Consider the following 15,007-nt stretch of genomic DNA (forward strand, 5'->3'; position numbering starts at 1 on the left):
GGTTTGGGTTAAGGCGGGTTTAGGGCCCGCCCTGGTTATCGTCTATAAAATCTACCAGCGCCCGGCGCTGGTGAACGCCCAGGCCGCGGACCCTGCGGGAAGCGGCGATTCCCAACTGGCCCATGATGATCGCGGCCCGGACCTTTCCGATGCCCGGAAGGGCCTCGAGCAGCTCCGAAACCTTCATCCGCGCAAGGGCGTCGTCCTGCTGCGCGGAGTCGATGATGTCCGCCGCGGACCTCTCACCGTTCTTCAGGCTTTCCTTGGCCGCCGCGCGGGTGGCCCTGGCTGCTGCTGCCTTGTTCAGCGCGTCAGCCCGTTCCGACGCGGATAACGGTCGCAGGACCATGTGGACACCCCCGGATTCGGCGGACTGTGTCCAAAGGCGGCCGCCCTTGGACCTGTCCTGAAACTACCCTTTGGTGCTGCCCGAATCAATGCATCCGGTGAAACCCGCCGCTATTCGCTGCGGAGGCCGTGCAGGGTCCGCTGCGCGGCGTCCCGCAGGCCGCGCAGGTCCGGCCCGGCGGACAGGATGTCCCGGCTGGATGTTCCGAGGACCTGCGGGTAGGCCGTACCGAACGTGGCGCGGAGGTCGGCGGGCGTGGCGCCCTGGGCCCCGAGGCCCGGCGCCAGGAGCGGGCCGCGGACCGCGGCAAGGTCCAGTTCCAGTTCAGCGAGGGCCGAGCCCACGGTTGCACCCACCACCAGGCCCACGGAGCCCAGGTTCCCCGGGTAGCGCCGGTTTTCCGCCGCGGCGGCTTCGGTAATCCTCCGGGCCACCGAATCGGTTCCGCCGACGTGCTGGACCGAGGCGCCCTCCGGATTGGACGTCAGGGCAAGGACGAAGACGCCGCGGCCGGTCGCGGCAGCGAGGTCCAGGGCTGGCCGCAGGGACTCAAAACCCAGGTACGGGCTGAGTGTCACCGAATCCGCTGCCAGCGGGGAATCGTCACGGAGCCAGGCGTCTGCGTAGGCGGCCATGGTGGATCCGATGTCGCCGCGCTTGGCATCGGCGATGGTGAGCACCGACTCATCGCGCGCTTCGGCAAGAAGCTCCTCCAGGACAGCCATGCCGGCGGACCCGTGGCGCTCATACAGCGCCACCTGCGGCTTGATGGCGGCAGCGAGCGAACCCACGGCCTCCAAAACTGTCAGCGAAAACCGCCTCAGCCCGCCGGCGTCGTCCGCCAGCCCCCAGGCCTTCAACAGCGCAGGGTGCGGATCGATCCCGACGCAGAGCGGACCCCGGGCTGCCATTGCCGCGCCAAGCCGGGAGCCGAAGGGCTCCCGGCCCTGCCCTGCGGGGGACGCTGGTGCCTGCTCAGGCACGCTGCAGCGCCGCCTTCTGGGACTCGGCCAGGGCAGCGGCATGCTCCTGCAGGCTGGTGACCGACCATTCGTAGGTCCGCATGGCCTCGATGGCCTGCACTGCGGCGTTGAACTCGGCCACCGTGGTGATGCAGGGGATGCCGATGGACGTCGCCGCGGCCCGGAGTTCGTAGCCGTCGCTGCGGGCCTCGCCGCCGGAAGGCGTGTTGAAGACCATGTCGATCTCACCCGCGATCACGAGGTCGGCGATGGTGCCTTCGCCTTCGGCGCTGCTGCCTTCTGCCACCTTGCGGACCGGCGTTGCCTGGATGCCGTTGCGGCGCAGGACGTCGGCGGTGCCGCCGGTGGACACGATCTCGAAACCGAGGTCGGAGAGCCGCTTGACGCCCATGATCACCGAGCGCTTGTCCCGGTTGGCCACGGAGACAAAGATCTTGCCTTCGGTGGGCAGTGCGTTGTTGGCGGCGGCCTGGCTCTTCGCGAAGGCGGTGTCGAAGTGCTTGTCGATGCCCATCACCTCGCCGGTGGAGCGCATTTCCGGGCCGAGCAGGGAATCCACAACCTTGCCTTCCAGCGTACGGAAGCGGCTGAACGGCAGGACTGCCTCCTTGACGGAGACAGGGGCGTCCAGGGGCAGGGTGGATCCGTCACCGGTCTCCGGCAGCATCTTGTAGGCGCTGCGGAGCTGGTTGATGGTCACGCCGGTGCCGATCAGCGCGGCGGCCTTGGCCATCTGCACGCCGGTGGCCTTGGAGACGAACGGCACCGTGCGCGATGCGCGGGGGTTGGCTTCCAGGACGTACAGCACATCCGAGGCGAGGGCGAACTGGATGTTGATCAGGCCGCGGACGCCCACGCCTTCGGCGATGGCGCGGGTTGCCGTGCGGACCCGTTCCAGGACATTGGTGCCGAGGGTGATGGGCGGCAGGACGCAGGCCGAGTCGCCGGAGTGGATGCCGGCTTCCTCGATGTGCTCCATGATGCCGCCCAGGTACATGTCCGTCCCGTCGAAGAGCGCGTCGACGTCGATTTCGACGGCGTCCTCCAGGAAGCGGTCGATCAGCACCGGGTGGTCCGGGGTGATTTCCGTGGCGTTGGCGATGTAGCGGGACAGGTTGGGCTCGTCGTAGACGATCTCCATGCCGCGGCCGCCCAGCACGTAGGACGGGCGGACCAGGACCGGGTAGCCGATCTCGTCGGCGATCTTCTTGGCGTCCTCGAAGGACACGGCGGTGCCGTTCTTCGGGGAGATGAGGCCGGCCTTGTCGAGCACCCGGGAGAAGGCGCCGCGGTGCTCGGCGAGGTCGATCGCCTCCGGGGAGGTGCCAAGGATGGGGACGCCGGCGTCGGCCAGCTGCTGGGCCAGCTTGAGGGGGGTCTGGCCGCCGAGCTGGACGAACACGCCCATCACGCCGCCGGTGCGTTCCTCGGCGGCGATGACCTCCAGCACGTCCTCGAGCGTGAGCGGCTCGAAGTACAGGCGGGTGGAGATGTCGTAGTCGGTGGAGACGGTTTCCGGGTTGCAGTTAACCATGACGGTCTCGTAGCCGGCCTTGCGCAGCGCCATGGAGGCATGGACGCAGGAGTAGTCGAACTCGATGCCCTGGCCGATGCGGTTGGGGCCGGAGCCGAGGATCAGGATGGACGGCTTGGAGTGCAGCGCAACCTCGTCCTCCTCGTCGTAGGCCGAGTAGTGGTAGGGCGTGTACGCGGCGAACTCGGCGGCGCAGGTGTCCACGGTCTTGTAGACGGGGCGGATGCCCAGGGCCTGGCGCACTCCGCGGACCACGGCCTCGGAGTTGTGGGTGAGGGAGCCGATCTGCTCGTCGGAGAAGCCGTGGCGCTTGGCCCGCTTGAGCATGTCAGCCGTCAGCGCGCCGGCCTGGCGGATTTCCCGGGAGATCTCGTTGAGGAGCTGGAGCTGGTCGAGGAACCAGGGGTCGATCTTGGTGGCTTCGAAGAGCTGTTCAACGGTGGCACCGCCCAGGAGGGCGCGCTGCACCTGGTGGAGCCGTTCCGTCGTCGGGCGCTTTGCCTTCTCGATGAGGTCCGGCACTTCCCATTCCGGGACGGAGCTGAAGTCCAGCTGCGAACCCTTCTGCTCCAGGGAGCGCAGCGCCTTCTGCAGGGCTTCGGTGAAGTTGCGGCCCATGGCCATGGCCTCGCCCACGGACTTCATGGTGGTGGTGAGGGTGTTGTCCGCCGCCGGGAACTTCTCGAACGCGAACCGCGGAACCTTGACCACAACGTAGTCGAGCGTGGGCTCGAAGGACGCCGGAGTCTTCTGGGTGATGTCGTTGGGGATCTCGTCCAGCGTGTAGCCGAGGGAAAGCTTGGTGGCGATCTTGGCGATCGCAAACCCCGTGGCCTTGGACGCCAGCGCCGAGGACCGGGACACCCGGGGGTTCATCTCGATGACCACGACGCGGCCGGTGGCGGGGTCGATGGCGAACTGGATGTTGCAGCCGCCGGTGTCCACGCCAACTTCACGGATGACGGCGATGGAGATGTCGCGCAGCCGCTGGTATTCCCGGTCGGTGAGGGTGAGGGCCGGCGCCACCGTGATGGAGTCGCCGGTGTGGACGCCTACGGGGTCGAAGTTTTCAATGGAGCAGACCACCACGACGTTGTCGTTCTTGTCGCGCATCATCTCGAGCTCGTATTCCTTCCAGCCGAGGATGCTCTCTTCGAGCAGCACCTCGCTGGTGGGGCTGTACTGCAGGCCCTGGCCGACGATGCGGCGGAGGTCGTCCTCGTTGTAGGCGAGGCCGGAGCCCAGGCCGCCCATGGTGAAGGACGGGCGGACCACCATCGGGTAGCCGAGGTCCTCGGCGGCTTTCAATGCCTCGTCCATGGTGTGGATGATGTGGCTGCGGGCGGACTCGGCGCCGCAGCGCTCCACGACGCCCTTGAACTTCTCGCGGTCCTCGCCAAGCTCGATGGCGGCGATGTTGGCGCCGATCAGCTCCACGTTGTACTTCTCCAGCACGCCGTTCTTGTCCAGCGCGATGGCCGTGTTCAGCGCGGTCTGCCCGCCCAGTGTGGGCAGTACGGCGTCGGGGCGTTCCTTGGCGATGATCTTCTCCACCACCTCGGGGGTGATGGGCTCGATGTAGGTGGCATCGGCGAACTCGGGGTCCGTCATGATGGTGGCCGGGTTGGAGTTGACCAGGATGACCCGCAGGCCCTCCTCCTTCAGGACGCGCAGCGCCTGCGTGCCGGAGTAGTCGAACTCGGCGGCCTGGCCGATGACGATCGGGCCGGAACCAATGACGAGGACGCTTTTGAGATCTGTACGTTTCGGCATTACTTCTTGTCCTCAGTCTTGTTGTCGTTGTTGTGGCCGGTACCAGCGGCGGCACCGGCAGCGGGATGGGCGGAGTCCACCGGTTCCTTGGACAGGTTGGCGGTCCTGCCGTCCCGGGCGCCCTCCATCAGGTCAATGAAGCGGTCGAAGAGGTACGCAGCGTCGTGCGGTCCCGCGGCTGCTTCCGGGTGGTACTGGACGGAGAAGGCGGGGATGTCCAGGCAGGCGAGGCCTTCCACCACATCGTCGTTCAGGCTGACGTGGCTGACTTCGACGCGGCCGTAACGTGCCTCCGGTGCCTGCGTGGCGCCGTCGAGCGGTGCATCCACGGCAAAGCCGTGGTTCTGGGAGGTGATCTCCACCTTGCCGGTGCGCCGGTCCATGACTGGCTGGTTGATGCCGCGGTGGCCGTACTTCAGCTTGTAGGTGCCGAAGCCGAGCGCACGGCCCAGGATCTGGTTGCCGAAGCAGATGCCGAAGTAGGGCAGCTTTTCGTCCAGGACGGAGCGGAGGAGCTTGACCTGGGCGTCGGCTGTGGCGGGGTCCCCGGGGCCGTTGGACATAAAGAAACCGTCCGGGTTGACGGCTTTGACGTCCGCCAGGGTTGCGGTGGCCGGAAGCACGTGCACGCGGACGCCGCGCTCGGCGAACCGGACCGGGGTCATGGCCTTGATGCCAAGGTCGATGGCGGCGATGCTGAAGCGGGGTTCGCCGTCCCAGCCGTGGTCCTTGGGTTCCACCACGTAGGCTTCGTCGATACTGACTTCCTCGGCCAGCCGGGCGCCTTCCATCGGGGCGCTGGCCAGCACGGCGTCGAGCAGTTCCTTGTCCGTGGCCTGGGCGGCCTCGCCGGAGAAGATGCCGGCGCGCATGGTCTTGTGCTCGCGCAGGTGGCGGGTGATGGCGCGGGTGTCCACGCCCTGGATGCCGACGATGCCCTGTGCCACCAGCTCCTCGTCCAGCGAACGCTCGGAGCGCCAGTTGGACGGGCGGCGGGCGGCATCGCGGACGATGTAGCCGGCGACCCAGATGCGGCGGGACTCGGCGTCCTCATTGTTCACGCCGGTGTTGCCGATGTGCGGAGCGGTCTGCACTACGAGCTGGCGGGCGTAGGAGGGGTCCGTGATGGTTTCCTGGTAGCCGGTCATGCCGGTGGCGAAGACTGCTTCGCCCAGCGCGGTTCCAGTGGCGCCGTAGCTGCTTCCGCGGAAGATGCGGCCGTCTTCGAGCACCAGCGCAGCTGGAGCGGACACGGGAGCGGAAACTGGGGCGGTTACTGCGGTGTTTGTTGTCACTGTCTTACTTTCCACTATTGGCATCAGCCGCGGGGGCCGAAGAAATCAATTCCTGAAGTGCTGCGATGAGCACGTCCCTGTCCTCTGCGCGCCTGGTCCGGAAGCCGGTGTCCAGCACATGGCTGCCGTGCGCCCAGGCAAGGACCAGAAGGCCGTCCTTCTCCACGAACTTTCCGGCCATCCCGCTGTCCAGCCGCACGCCGGCCAGGGACGCCGCCGGGATATAGAGCGCCGGAGCCCCGGAACGGTCAAAGAGGACGCCGTGCGGGTAGACCTCCAGCGTGGCATTGGTGCGGATGCCCAGCGCATGCACGGCAATCCGGTCCAGCCAGTCACCGGCGGTGGTGGATGCTACATACTGGCCCTCGGCTGCGGCGAGCGGCTCCCCCGGCGCCTCCGGCACCACGGGCAACCGTTCGACGTCGGACTGGCGTCGGAGTCGGTTCCGCCAGCCCATCCAGATAAGGGCAAATGCTATGGCGATGAGGCCCAGCGTGATGACCAGCGAAAGCAGCTTGGTGTCCATCAGGCTGCGCCTGCGGTTGTGGCCGACCCGTACGGGTACGGGGTGTTGAGCTCGCCGTTGAGGACGGTGGGGTGGCCCTTGAAGAACGTGGCCACCACCTTGCCGGGCAGTTCCATGCCCTTGAACGGGGAGTTCCGTCCCATCGTGGCCATCTTTGCGGGCTCCACGGTCCAGCGCGCGGCCGGGTCCACCAAGGTGATGTTGGCGGGCTCCCCTGCTTCCAGCGGCCGGCCCTGGTCCTCGAGGCGGCCGATCGCCGCAGCCGCCGTGGAGGTCACCCTGGCAAAATCCGCCCAGGTGATCAGGCCGGTTTCGATCATGGTGTGCTGGACCACGGACAGGGCAGTTTCCAGTCCGGTCATTCCCATGGCCGCCTGCGCCCACTCGCATTCCTTGTGCTCACTGGGGTGCGGCGCGTGGTCCGTGCCCACGACGTCGATGGTGCCGTCCGCGAGGCCGGCGCGCAGGGCCTGGACATCGGCGTCGGTCCGCAAGGGCGGGTTCACCTTGTAGACGGGGTCGTAGCTGCGGACCAGGTCGTCGGTCAGGAGCAGGTGGTGCGGGGTGACCTCGGCGGTGACGTTGATGCCGCGCTCCTTGGCCCAGCGGATGATTTCCACCGAACCGGCGGTGGAGACGTGGCACACGTGGAGCCGGGACCCGACATGCCGGGCCAGCAGGACGTCGCGGGCAATGATGCTTTCCTCGGCCACCGCGGGCCACCCTGCCAGCCCCAGCACGGCGGACACTTCGCCCTCGTTCATCTGGGCGCCGGCTGTCAGTCGGGGTTCCTGCGCGTGCTGGGCCACCACGCCGTCGAACGCCTTGACGTATTCCAGCGCACGGCGCATGAGGACGGGATCGTGGACGCAGATGCCGTCGTCGGAGAACATCCGGACCCTGGCGCGGGAATCGGCCATGGCGCCCAACTCGGCGAGCTGTTCCCCGGCCAGGCCCACGGTGACGGCGCCGACGGGCCGGACGTCCACCCAGCCGGCCGTTTGGCCGAGGGTGTAGACCTGTTCCACCACGCCGGCGGTGTCAGCCACGGGAGTGCTGTTGGCCATCGCATGGACAGCGGTGTAACCGCCCAGCGCGGCGGCCCGGGTTCCGGTCTCCACGGTTTCGGCGTCTTCGCGGCCGGGTTCGCGGAGGTGGGTGTGGACGTCCACCATGCCCGGCAGTGCCACCAGGCCGGCGGCGTCGACCACTGTGGCTCCGTCGGCTGAAAGACCCGTCCCACGCTCAGCGATCAGCCCGTCGCGGATCAGCAGGTCCGCCGGTTCGCCGCCCAGGATCGAGGCGCCGCGGATCAGGTAGGTTCCGGTGTTGGCTGCCATCAGTTGCTCTCCTTGGTGGGATGGGTGCCGGCGTACGCCAGGGCGGGGGTGGCGGCTGGTCCGCGGGTGTCCCCGGAGAGCAGCAGGTAGAGTGCGGCCATGCGCACCGAGACGCCGTTGCGGACCTGGGCCAGCACGGTGGAACGCGGTGAATCAGCGGCTGCCGCCGAAATTTCCAGGCCGCGGTTCATCGGGCCGGGGTGCATGATGATGGTGTCCTTCATGCCCAGGGTGTCCAGCGCCCGCAGACGGTTGTCATCAAAGCCCCAGCGGCGGGAGTACTCACGGGTACTGGGGAAGAAGGATGCATTCATGCGTTCACCCTGAACGCGGAGCATCATGACGGCATCAACGCCCTGTTCGAGGGTCTCGTCCAGGTTGTAGCTGACCTTGCAGGGCCACTTTTCGACGCCGATGGGCAGCAGGGTGGGCGGCGCCACGAGGGTGACGTCGGCACCGAGCGTACGCAGGAGCCAGACGTTGGAGCGCGCCACCCGCGAGTGCAGGACATCCCCGGCAATGGCCACCCGCATGCCCTTGAGGTCTGAGCCTTCGGAACCGGTGCCGGCCAGGCGGGCCCAGTGCCGGCGCATGGTGAACGCATCGAGCAGTGCCTGGGTCGGGTGTTCGTGGGTGCCGTCCCCGGCGTTGATGACGGCGGCGTCGATCCAGTCGGTTGCGGCCAGGCGGTGCGGCGCACCGGAGGCCCAGTGGCGGATCACGACGGCGTCCGCGCCCATGGCGGACAGCGTCTGGGCGGTGTCCTTCAGGGACTCCCCCTTGGACACCGAGGATCCCTTGGCGGCGAAGTTGATGACATCCGCCGAGAGCCGCTTGGCGGCGGCCTCGAAGGAGATGCGGGTGCGGGTGGAATCTTCGAAGAAGAGGTTCACCACGGTACGGCCGCGAAGGGCCGGGAGCTTCTTGACCTCGCGGTCGCCCACGGCAGCCATCTCCTCGGCGGTGTCGAGGATACGGATCGCGCTGGCAAGGCTGAGGTCCTCGGTGGAGAGCAGGTGCTTCATGAGCGGCCCTCGATGACTACTTCGTTGACGGGTGCGCCGCCGGGGGCGGTATCGGTTTCCTCCAGCCGGACCCTGACCTTTTCCGCGGATGACGTCGGCAGGTTCTTGCCGACGTGGTCGGCCCGGATGGGAAGCTCCCGGTGGCCCCGGTCGATCAGGACGGCGAGCCGGACGATGCGGGGGCGGCCGAGGTCCACGAGGGCGTCCAGGGCGGCGCGGATGGTGCGGCCGGAGTAGAGGACGTCGTCGATCAGGACCACCACCTTGTTGTCGATGCCCGTGCGCGGCAGCTTGGTGGGGTACGGCGGCCGGGTGCCCTGGTGGGAGAGGTCGTCGCGGAACATGGTGACGTCCAGCTGGCCGACGATGGCCGCTGCGTCAACGGTGGGATCCGCGGCGGCGATTTTTTCGGCGAGCCGGACAGCCAGCGGGAAACCGCGGCGCGGGATGCCCAGCAGGACGAGGTCCTGCGATCCCTTGTTGGCCTCAAGGATCTCATGGGCGATACGAGTGAGCGCCCGGTCAATGTCCGCCTGGCTGAGGACAACCCTGGCTGGAACCGGTGCGCTGGTGACAGAAGTCAACGCTCGTCTCCCCTTTCCCCGCCTCACGGGACGGAATTAAAAAAGGATCATGTGCGTCTCAAAATTACCACAGCGGCCTCCCTGGACATGCGTCGGGAGGACGCGGTGATGGTCACACCCAGGCGGCTTAGTGGAACCGGCAAGGCGTGGTCTTAGGCGTCCGGGCGACTCACACCTAGGCTTTTCGGTATGTCGATGCATCCGAGCAACCCTGCGTCCGGCCGGCCGGAAGACCCCTGGGGGCGGGGAACGGCGCCGCTGCCCGCCCAGGCCAACCCCAGCTGGATGGGGCACGTGCAGCCCGGGAACTACCGTCCGGCGCCCGGGCATGAGGGGGCACCGGTTGGAACTGTGGTGCCGCCGCAGGACCAGGGAACCATGGTGAAGGCGGCCAGGTCCCGCAGCGGCCTGCTGGGTTTGACCGTCGGCGTCAGTGTCCTGGCCCTCCTGAGCCTTTTCCTGGTGGTGCCGTTCCTGCTGTCCAGCACGGGGGCGGCCGGGTTCGTTGTGGGGTTCCTCGCATCATTGATCCCCCTGTCCGTGGTGCTCCTGGCCGTGCACATCATCGACAAGTGGGAGCCCGAGCCAAAGCGGCTGCTGTACTTCGCCTTCACGTGGGGCGCCGCCGTATCCATTGCGGTGACCCTGCTCATCCAGCCGTTTTTCGTCCTGGCGTTCCAGTTTTCTGACGAGGCGGACCTCCGGACCTACATGGCCACGGTGCAGGCGCCCGTCGTGGAGGAGTTCGCCAAATCCCTGGGGCTGCTGATGCTGCTCCTGCTGGCGAGGAAACACTTTGACGGGCCGGTGGACGGCGTGGTCTTCGCGTTCACCATCGCCGGGGGTTTCGCTTTCACCGAGAACATCCTGTACTTCGGCAGGGCCATCGCTGAGTCGGCAGATCCCGCAGGCGACTTCGCCCAGGTCTTTTTCCTCCGCGGGGTCATGTCGCCCTTTGCGCATGCGATCTTCACGGGCACCACCGGGCTGGTCATGGGGTTCGCCGCCCGGCGCTGGCATACCGGCGCCTCGGTGGCCGCTTTCCTGGTGGGGCTGCTGCCTGCCATGTTCCTGCACAACCGCTGGAACAGCATGGGGCAGGGCTTCCTGGCGGACTACATCCTGGTCCAGGTGCCCATCTTCCTCCTCGCTCTAGGCGGCATCATCCTGCTGCGCGTCGCGGAGAAGAGGCTGACCCGGCAGCGGCTGCTCGAGTACTCGGCGGCAGGCTGGTTCACTCCCGCTGAGGTGGAGCTCCTGGCCACCGTGGGCGGACGGCGGACGGCGTTGAACTGGGCCGGCAGCTATGGCAGGAAAAGGCAGATGAGGGAGTTCCTGAAGGCCGCCACGCATCTGGCGAATACCCGGCAGCGCATCCTGAGCGGCCGCGATGTCCAGCTGCACCAGGCTGAGGAGCGCCAGCAGCTGCAGCGCATCCTGGCCCTGCGGGCCGCCGTGGCCAGCTGATGTCCCGCCCGCTCACCTCGCGGGGTACGCCCTCGATGTCAGTGCCAGCGCCTCGTCCAGTACCTTCCCGAAGTTGGCGGGATCGTGGGCAAAGCGGCCCAGGAACAGCCCGGAAACGCCGCTGAGCCTGGGCAGCACGCCGGGCTTGGCTGACCCGCCGTAGATGACCGGGAGCCCCACTAGCCCATGCCCGGCGAGCAGCGCGCGGAGGTGGCTGACGACGTCGGACACGTACCCGGCGTCCGCCGGCTCTGCTGCCCCGATGGCCCAGACAGGTTCGTAGGCCACGATGACCCGGGCGGCCAGCGCCCAGTCGCCGCCAACGGCCGCCCGGATCTGCCTGTACACAACGACGGCGGCGTCACGGGGGGAGCCTTCCCCCAAAGAGTCTTCTCCCACGCAGAGCAGCGGCGTCAGCCCGGCGTCGTCCGCTGCCCGGACCTTGAGCGCCACAATGCCGTCAGTTTCGCCGAAGTGGGCGCGGCGTTCGGCGTGGCCGATCTCCACCAGGAGGACGCCCAGATCAGCCAGCATGGACGGAGCCACTTCCCCCGTCCAGGGCCCGTCCGCCCAGCCGCAGTTCTGCGCGCCGAGGCGGACCGGCGACCCTTCGAGGATCCGGCCGGCGGCCGGCAGCACCGGAAAACTGGGGACGACGAACGGGACCACCCGCCCGGCCGCAAGGGCCGGACGGGTGTCCACTTCGTGCCGGATGCCGGTGAGCCACTCAAGGGAGTCGGCGTACCCCAGGTACATTTTGGTGCTGACGCCGACGTACACCGTTTCGGTGCCCTGGCGGTCCGATGTGCTGCAGTCGGGCATGGGTTCGATCACTTGTGGTCGAGCAGGTCGTCCGCCTTGTTGCGGAACCGCTTGGTGGCGTACATCATGATGGCGGCCACGAACGGCAGGACGCCCAGCGCGTAGACCCCCATGGTGCCGGTGTCGGACGCCGTAACCTGGTTGACCGTTGTGCGCAGGATCGGGGCCACGAAGCCGCCCAGGTTGCCCAGCGAGTTGATCAGGCCAATGCCCGCGGCGGCTGCCGTTCCGGTGAGGAAGGCCGTGGGGTAGGACCAGGCGATGGGGCCGATGGACAGGAAGCTGCACACCGCCAGGGTGATGAAGAGGATGCCCAGGGCCGGGATATGGTTTGCTCCCGCCCAGGCAGAGCCGAAGATGCACAGGCCGGTGGAGAGGAACAGGCCGGTGCCCCAGACACGGCGGCGGACAATGGTGTTGGCGGCCCGGCCGATGAAGTAGCAGGCGAAGATGCCAAAGAACCACGGGATCGCTGCCAGCAGGCCAACCATCAGTCCGACCTTTTGGCCGGTCAGCTGGGACACCTGCTGCGGCAGGTAGAACGTCACGCCATACACAGCCACCTGGAGGCAGAAGTAGATGGCCGTGAAGTACCAGACCTTGCGGTTCTTCATGGCGGCGACGACGCCTCGGGGGCCGGTTTCTTCCTTGACGGTGTCCTCCAGCGCCATGACATCCAGCAGGGCCTGTTTTTCCCCGGGGTCCAGGAATTTGGCGTCCTGGGGGCTGTTGATCAGGAAGAAGTAGGCGGCGATGCCGGCCACAACGGCGAGCATGCCTTCCACGAAGAACATGACCTGCCAGCCGGCCACGCCGGGAACCTGGTCGCCGATGTTTATCAGCCAGCCGGACAGCGGGGCACCCATCATCTGCGAGAACGGCTGCGCGAGGTAGAAGATGGCGAACATTTTCACGCGCACCTTGTTGGGGAACCAGGCAGCGAGGAACATGATGACGCCGGGGAACAGGCCTGCTTCGGTTACACCCAGCAGGAAACGCAGGATGATGAAGGAAGTCTCGCCCTGGACGAAGGCGAAGCAGGCGGACACGATGCCCCAGGTGATGGCGATGCGGGCCAGCCACACCTTTGCGCCGAACTTGGTCAGGAGCAGGTTGCTGGGAATTTCGAACAGTGCGTAGCCGATGAAGAAGATACCGGCGCCAAGGGCGTAGGCCCCCGCGGTGACCCCGCGGTCCACCCCGAGCGCCGCCTCCGCGAAGCCCACGTTGGTACGGTCCAGGAACGCAACGATGTACAGGATGACGAGCATCGGCATGAGCCGGAAGGAGGCCTTGGAGATCGCCGACTTAAGGACCGGCGAGTCCAGGAGCTCCTTGGTGGATGCTGCTGTTAGGGACATCTAAACTCCTCTTTGAGTATGTAAGCGTGGAAATCGGTGCACGTTGGTGCCCGGTTACAGCGGGAAGGCGATGAGAACCACGCCCGCCAGGCAGGCGAGCACGCCGATTGCCAGGTAGATCCGTCGTTCCTTGGTCCAGGCGCCCATGGGGGTCCTTTCCTAGTGCATGTAGAGGCCGCCGTCCACATTCAGCGTCTGGCCGGAGATGTAGCCGGCGTCCTCGCTGATGAGGAAGGCGATGGCGGCAGCGATGTCGCGGGGGGATCCCACCCGGTTGACCACCAGGTCGCGGGTGAGTTCTTCCTTGCGTTCCTCGCTGAGGGTGCCGCCCATGATGTCGGTATCGATCGGGCCCGGGGAGATGGCGTTCACGGTGATGTCGTACTCCCCCAGTTCGCGGGCGGTGGAGCGGGTCAGCCCGATCACGCCGGCCTTCGCCACCGAGTAGGGCGTTTTGGAGAACGTTCCGCCGCCCCGCTGGGCGGACACCGAAGAGATATTGACGATCCGACCGATCCGGTTCTTAACCATTGACTCCGCGACCCGGCGGGTGGCGTAGTGGACGCCGTTCAGGTTGATGTTCAGCACGCGGTCCCACTCGGTCGCGTCAAGGTCCAGGTACGGAACCGGGGAGCTGACGCCGGCAATATTGGCCAGGGCCACCACCTGCGGCAGCTCGGCTTCGATTGAGTCGACCGCGGCGCGGACGGAGCCTTCGTCAGCCACATCGGCACCGGCGCCATGGGCCTGCACGCCGTAGCGGGATGCCAGTTCCTTGGCCGTGGCCTTGCACAGTGCGTCGTCGAGGTCGATGATGCCGATGTTCCAGCCCTGGGCCGCAAGGTAGTTGGCGGTGGCCCGGCCGATGCCGCGCTCAGAGACCGCCCCGGTGACGATGGCGGTGCGTCGTGCAGGGAAAACACTCATGGTTGCTCCTGGGAGTAGGAAGGGATGGTCAGCCGATGGGTGCCGGGCCGAGCTCATCAAGCAATTTCTGCATGGCCACGTAGGCCCTGTTGCGGTAGGCGATGAGCTCGGGGGTGCGCTCGGCCGGGACATTGAGGAAGCCGGCGCCGGTCTTCGTGCCGAGCTTCCCGGCCTCCACCAGGTCGCTGAGGATCCTGGGCGTGGCAAACCTCTCAGGGAAGTCGGTCTGCAGGGACTTGTAGCAGAAGTTGTAGACATCCAGCCCGGCCATGTCCGCGATGGCGAAGGGCCCAAAGAACGGCAGCCGGAAACCAAAGGTGGTGCGGACCAGTGTGTCGACGTCGTCCGCCGTCGCAATCCCCTGCTCCACCAGCTGGGCAGCTTCGTGGAACAGCGCATACTGCAGGCGGTTGAGCACGAAGCCTGTGACGTCCTTGACCACTGCTGTCTGCTTGCCGGCGGCGTGGACCAGGTCGCGGGCTGTCCCCACTGTTGATGCGGACGTGCCGGCGTGGGGAATGATTTCCACACCGGGGATGAACGGCGACGGGTTGGAGAAGTGGACGCCCAGGAAGCGCTCCGGGTTGATGACCGGCCCGGACAGTTCGGCGATGGAAATGGTGGAGGTGTTGGAGCCGATGATGGCATCCGGCCGCGCCGCTGCGCTGATGCGGGCCAGCGTCTGATGCTTGATGGCGGTGACCTCGGGGACGGCTTCTTCGATGAAGTCAGCGTCCGCCACCGCTTCCTCGATGTCCTTGGCGGCCCAGAGGTTCTGCTTCAGGATCTCTGTGGAACCGGCGGGGAAAAGGCCGTCGGCCACGAACTGGTCCGATTCGGCCAGAAGGCGGTCGTAGTTGCCCCGGGCCACTTCGGCGGACACGTCCGCCAGTGCCACGCGCGCTCCGCCGAGCGCCAGGACCTGGGCGATGCCGCCGCCCATGTAGCCGGAGCCGACGACGGCGACCTTCCGCGCGCTGTTGGCGTCCGTTGGAGTCGGGGTGCTTGCTGTTTCGGTCAT

At 67.1% G+C, this 15,007-nt stretch carries 13 protein-coding genes; 1 reads left to right on the top strand and 12 read right to left on the bottom strand.

Annotated features, from left to right (window positions below; translation table 11 throughout):
• Nucleotides 1-19: 19 nt before the first annotated feature.
• The 8 genes from mihF to pyrR all read right to left on the bottom strand — a co-directional run bounded on the left by mihF (nucleotide 20) and on the right by pyrR (nucleotide 9,409).
• Nucleotides 20-349 carry an integration host factor, actinobacterial type gene (gene mihF / locus SMD14_RS10615; protein ID WP_157242087.1) on the bottom strand — a complete coding sequence of 110 codons (330 nt, stop codon included), beginning with the start codon at nucleotides 347-349 and terminating at the stop codon, nucleotides 20-22.
• A gap of 110 nt (nucleotides 350-459) precedes the next feature.
• A complete protein-coding gene (gene pyrF, locus SMD14_RS10620; RefSeq protein ID WP_321213613.1) occupies nucleotides 460-1,332 on the bottom strand; it encodes an orotidine-5'-phosphate decarboxylase in 873 nt (290 codons plus the stop codon).
• Nucleotides 1,325-4,639 carry a carbamoyl-phosphate synthase large subunit gene (gene carB, locus SMD14_RS10625; RefSeq protein WP_157242085.1) on the bottom strand — a complete coding sequence of 1,105 codons (3,315 nt, stop codon included), beginning with the start codon at nucleotides 4,637-4,639 and terminating at the stop codon, nucleotides 1,325-1,327. Before carB ends, pyrF begins: the two co-directional genes overlap by 8 nt.
• Nucleotides 4,639-5,958 carry a glutamine-hydrolyzing carbamoyl-phosphate synthase small subunit gene (carA, locus tag SMD14_RS10630; RefSeq protein WP_321213614.1) on the bottom strand — a complete coding sequence of 440 codons (1,320 nt, stop codon included), beginning with the start codon at nucleotides 5,956-5,958 and terminating at the stop codon, nucleotides 4,639-4,641. Before carA ends, carB begins: the two co-directional genes overlap by 1 nt.
• Nucleotides 5,939-6,460 (bottom strand): hypothetical protein, encoded by a 522-nt coding sequence (locus tag SMD14_RS10635; protein ID WP_157242083.1) that lies wholly within the window; start codon nucleotides 6,458-6,460, stop codon nucleotides 5,939-5,941. The genes carA and SMD14_RS10635 overlap by 20 nt, the downstream gene beginning before the upstream one ends.
• On the bottom strand, nucleotides 6,460-7,800 hold the full coding sequence (locus SMD14_RS10640; RefSeq protein WP_157242082.1) for a dihydroorotase: 1,341 nt from the start codon (nucleotides 7,798-7,800) through the stop codon (nucleotides 6,460-6,462). The genes SMD14_RS10635 and SMD14_RS10640 overlap by 1 nt, the downstream gene beginning before the upstream one ends.
• Nucleotides 7,800-8,825: an aspartate carbamoyltransferase catalytic subunit gene (locus SMD14_RS10645; RefSeq protein ID WP_321213615.1), complete on the bottom strand. Its 1,026-nt coding sequence runs from the start codon at nucleotides 8,823-8,825 to the stop codon at nucleotides 7,800-7,802. Before SMD14_RS10645 ends, SMD14_RS10640 begins: the two co-directional genes overlap by 1 nt.
• Complete coding sequence (gene pyrR, locus SMD14_RS10650; protein WP_321213616.1) at nucleotides 8,822-9,409, bottom strand: bifunctional pyr operon transcriptional regulator/uracil phosphoribosyltransferase PyrR; 588 nt, start codon at nucleotides 9,407-9,409, stop codon at nucleotides 8,822-8,824. The genes SMD14_RS10645 and pyrR overlap by 4 nt, the downstream gene beginning before the upstream one ends.
• 189 nt (nucleotides 9,410-9,598) lie before the next feature.
• On the opposite strand from pyrR, the gene SMD14_RS10655 reads away from it, so the two are divergent.
• Nucleotides 9,599-10,876 (top strand): PrsW family intramembrane metalloprotease, encoded by a 1,278-nt coding sequence (locus tag SMD14_RS10655; RefSeq protein ID WP_321213617.1) that lies wholly within the window; start codon nucleotides 9,599-9,601, stop codon nucleotides 10,874-10,876.
• A gap of 12 nt (nucleotides 10,877-10,888) precedes the next feature.
• Here the strand turns inward: SMD14_RS10655 and SMD14_RS10660 are convergent, their stop codons facing one another.
• From SMD14_RS10660 to SMD14_RS10675, 4 genes are all read right to left on the bottom strand, one after another.
• Nucleotides 10,889-11,698, bottom strand: coding sequence for a triose-phosphate isomerase family protein (locus SMD14_RS10660; protein WP_321213618.1), 810 nt, complete (start codon nucleotides 11,696-11,698; stop codon nucleotides 10,889-10,891).
• A gap of 8 nt (nucleotides 11,699-11,706) precedes the next feature.
• Nucleotides 11,707-13,059: an MFS transporter gene (locus SMD14_RS10665; RefSeq protein WP_321213619.1), complete on the bottom strand. Its 1,353-nt coding sequence runs from the start codon at nucleotides 13,057-13,059 to the stop codon at nucleotides 11,707-11,709.
• Nucleotides 13,060-13,218: 159 nt separating this feature from the next.
• Nucleotides 13,219-13,986: an SDR family oxidoreductase gene (locus SMD14_RS10670; protein ID WP_321213620.1), complete on the bottom strand. Its 768-nt coding sequence runs from the start codon at nucleotides 13,984-13,986 to the stop codon at nucleotides 13,219-13,221.
• A gap of 28 nt (nucleotides 13,987-14,014) precedes the next feature.
• On the bottom strand, nucleotides 14,015-15,007 hold the full coding sequence (locus SMD14_RS10675) for a 3-hydroxyacyl-CoA dehydrogenase family protein (RefSeq protein WP_321213621.1): 993 nt from the start codon (nucleotides 15,005-15,007) through the stop codon (nucleotides 14,015-14,017).

Origin of the sequence: Pseudarthrobacter oxydans (assembly GCF_034258515.1) — a bacterium.
Taxonomy (GTDB): domain Bacteria; phylum Actinomycetota; class Actinomycetes; order Actinomycetales; family Micrococcaceae; genus Arthrobacter.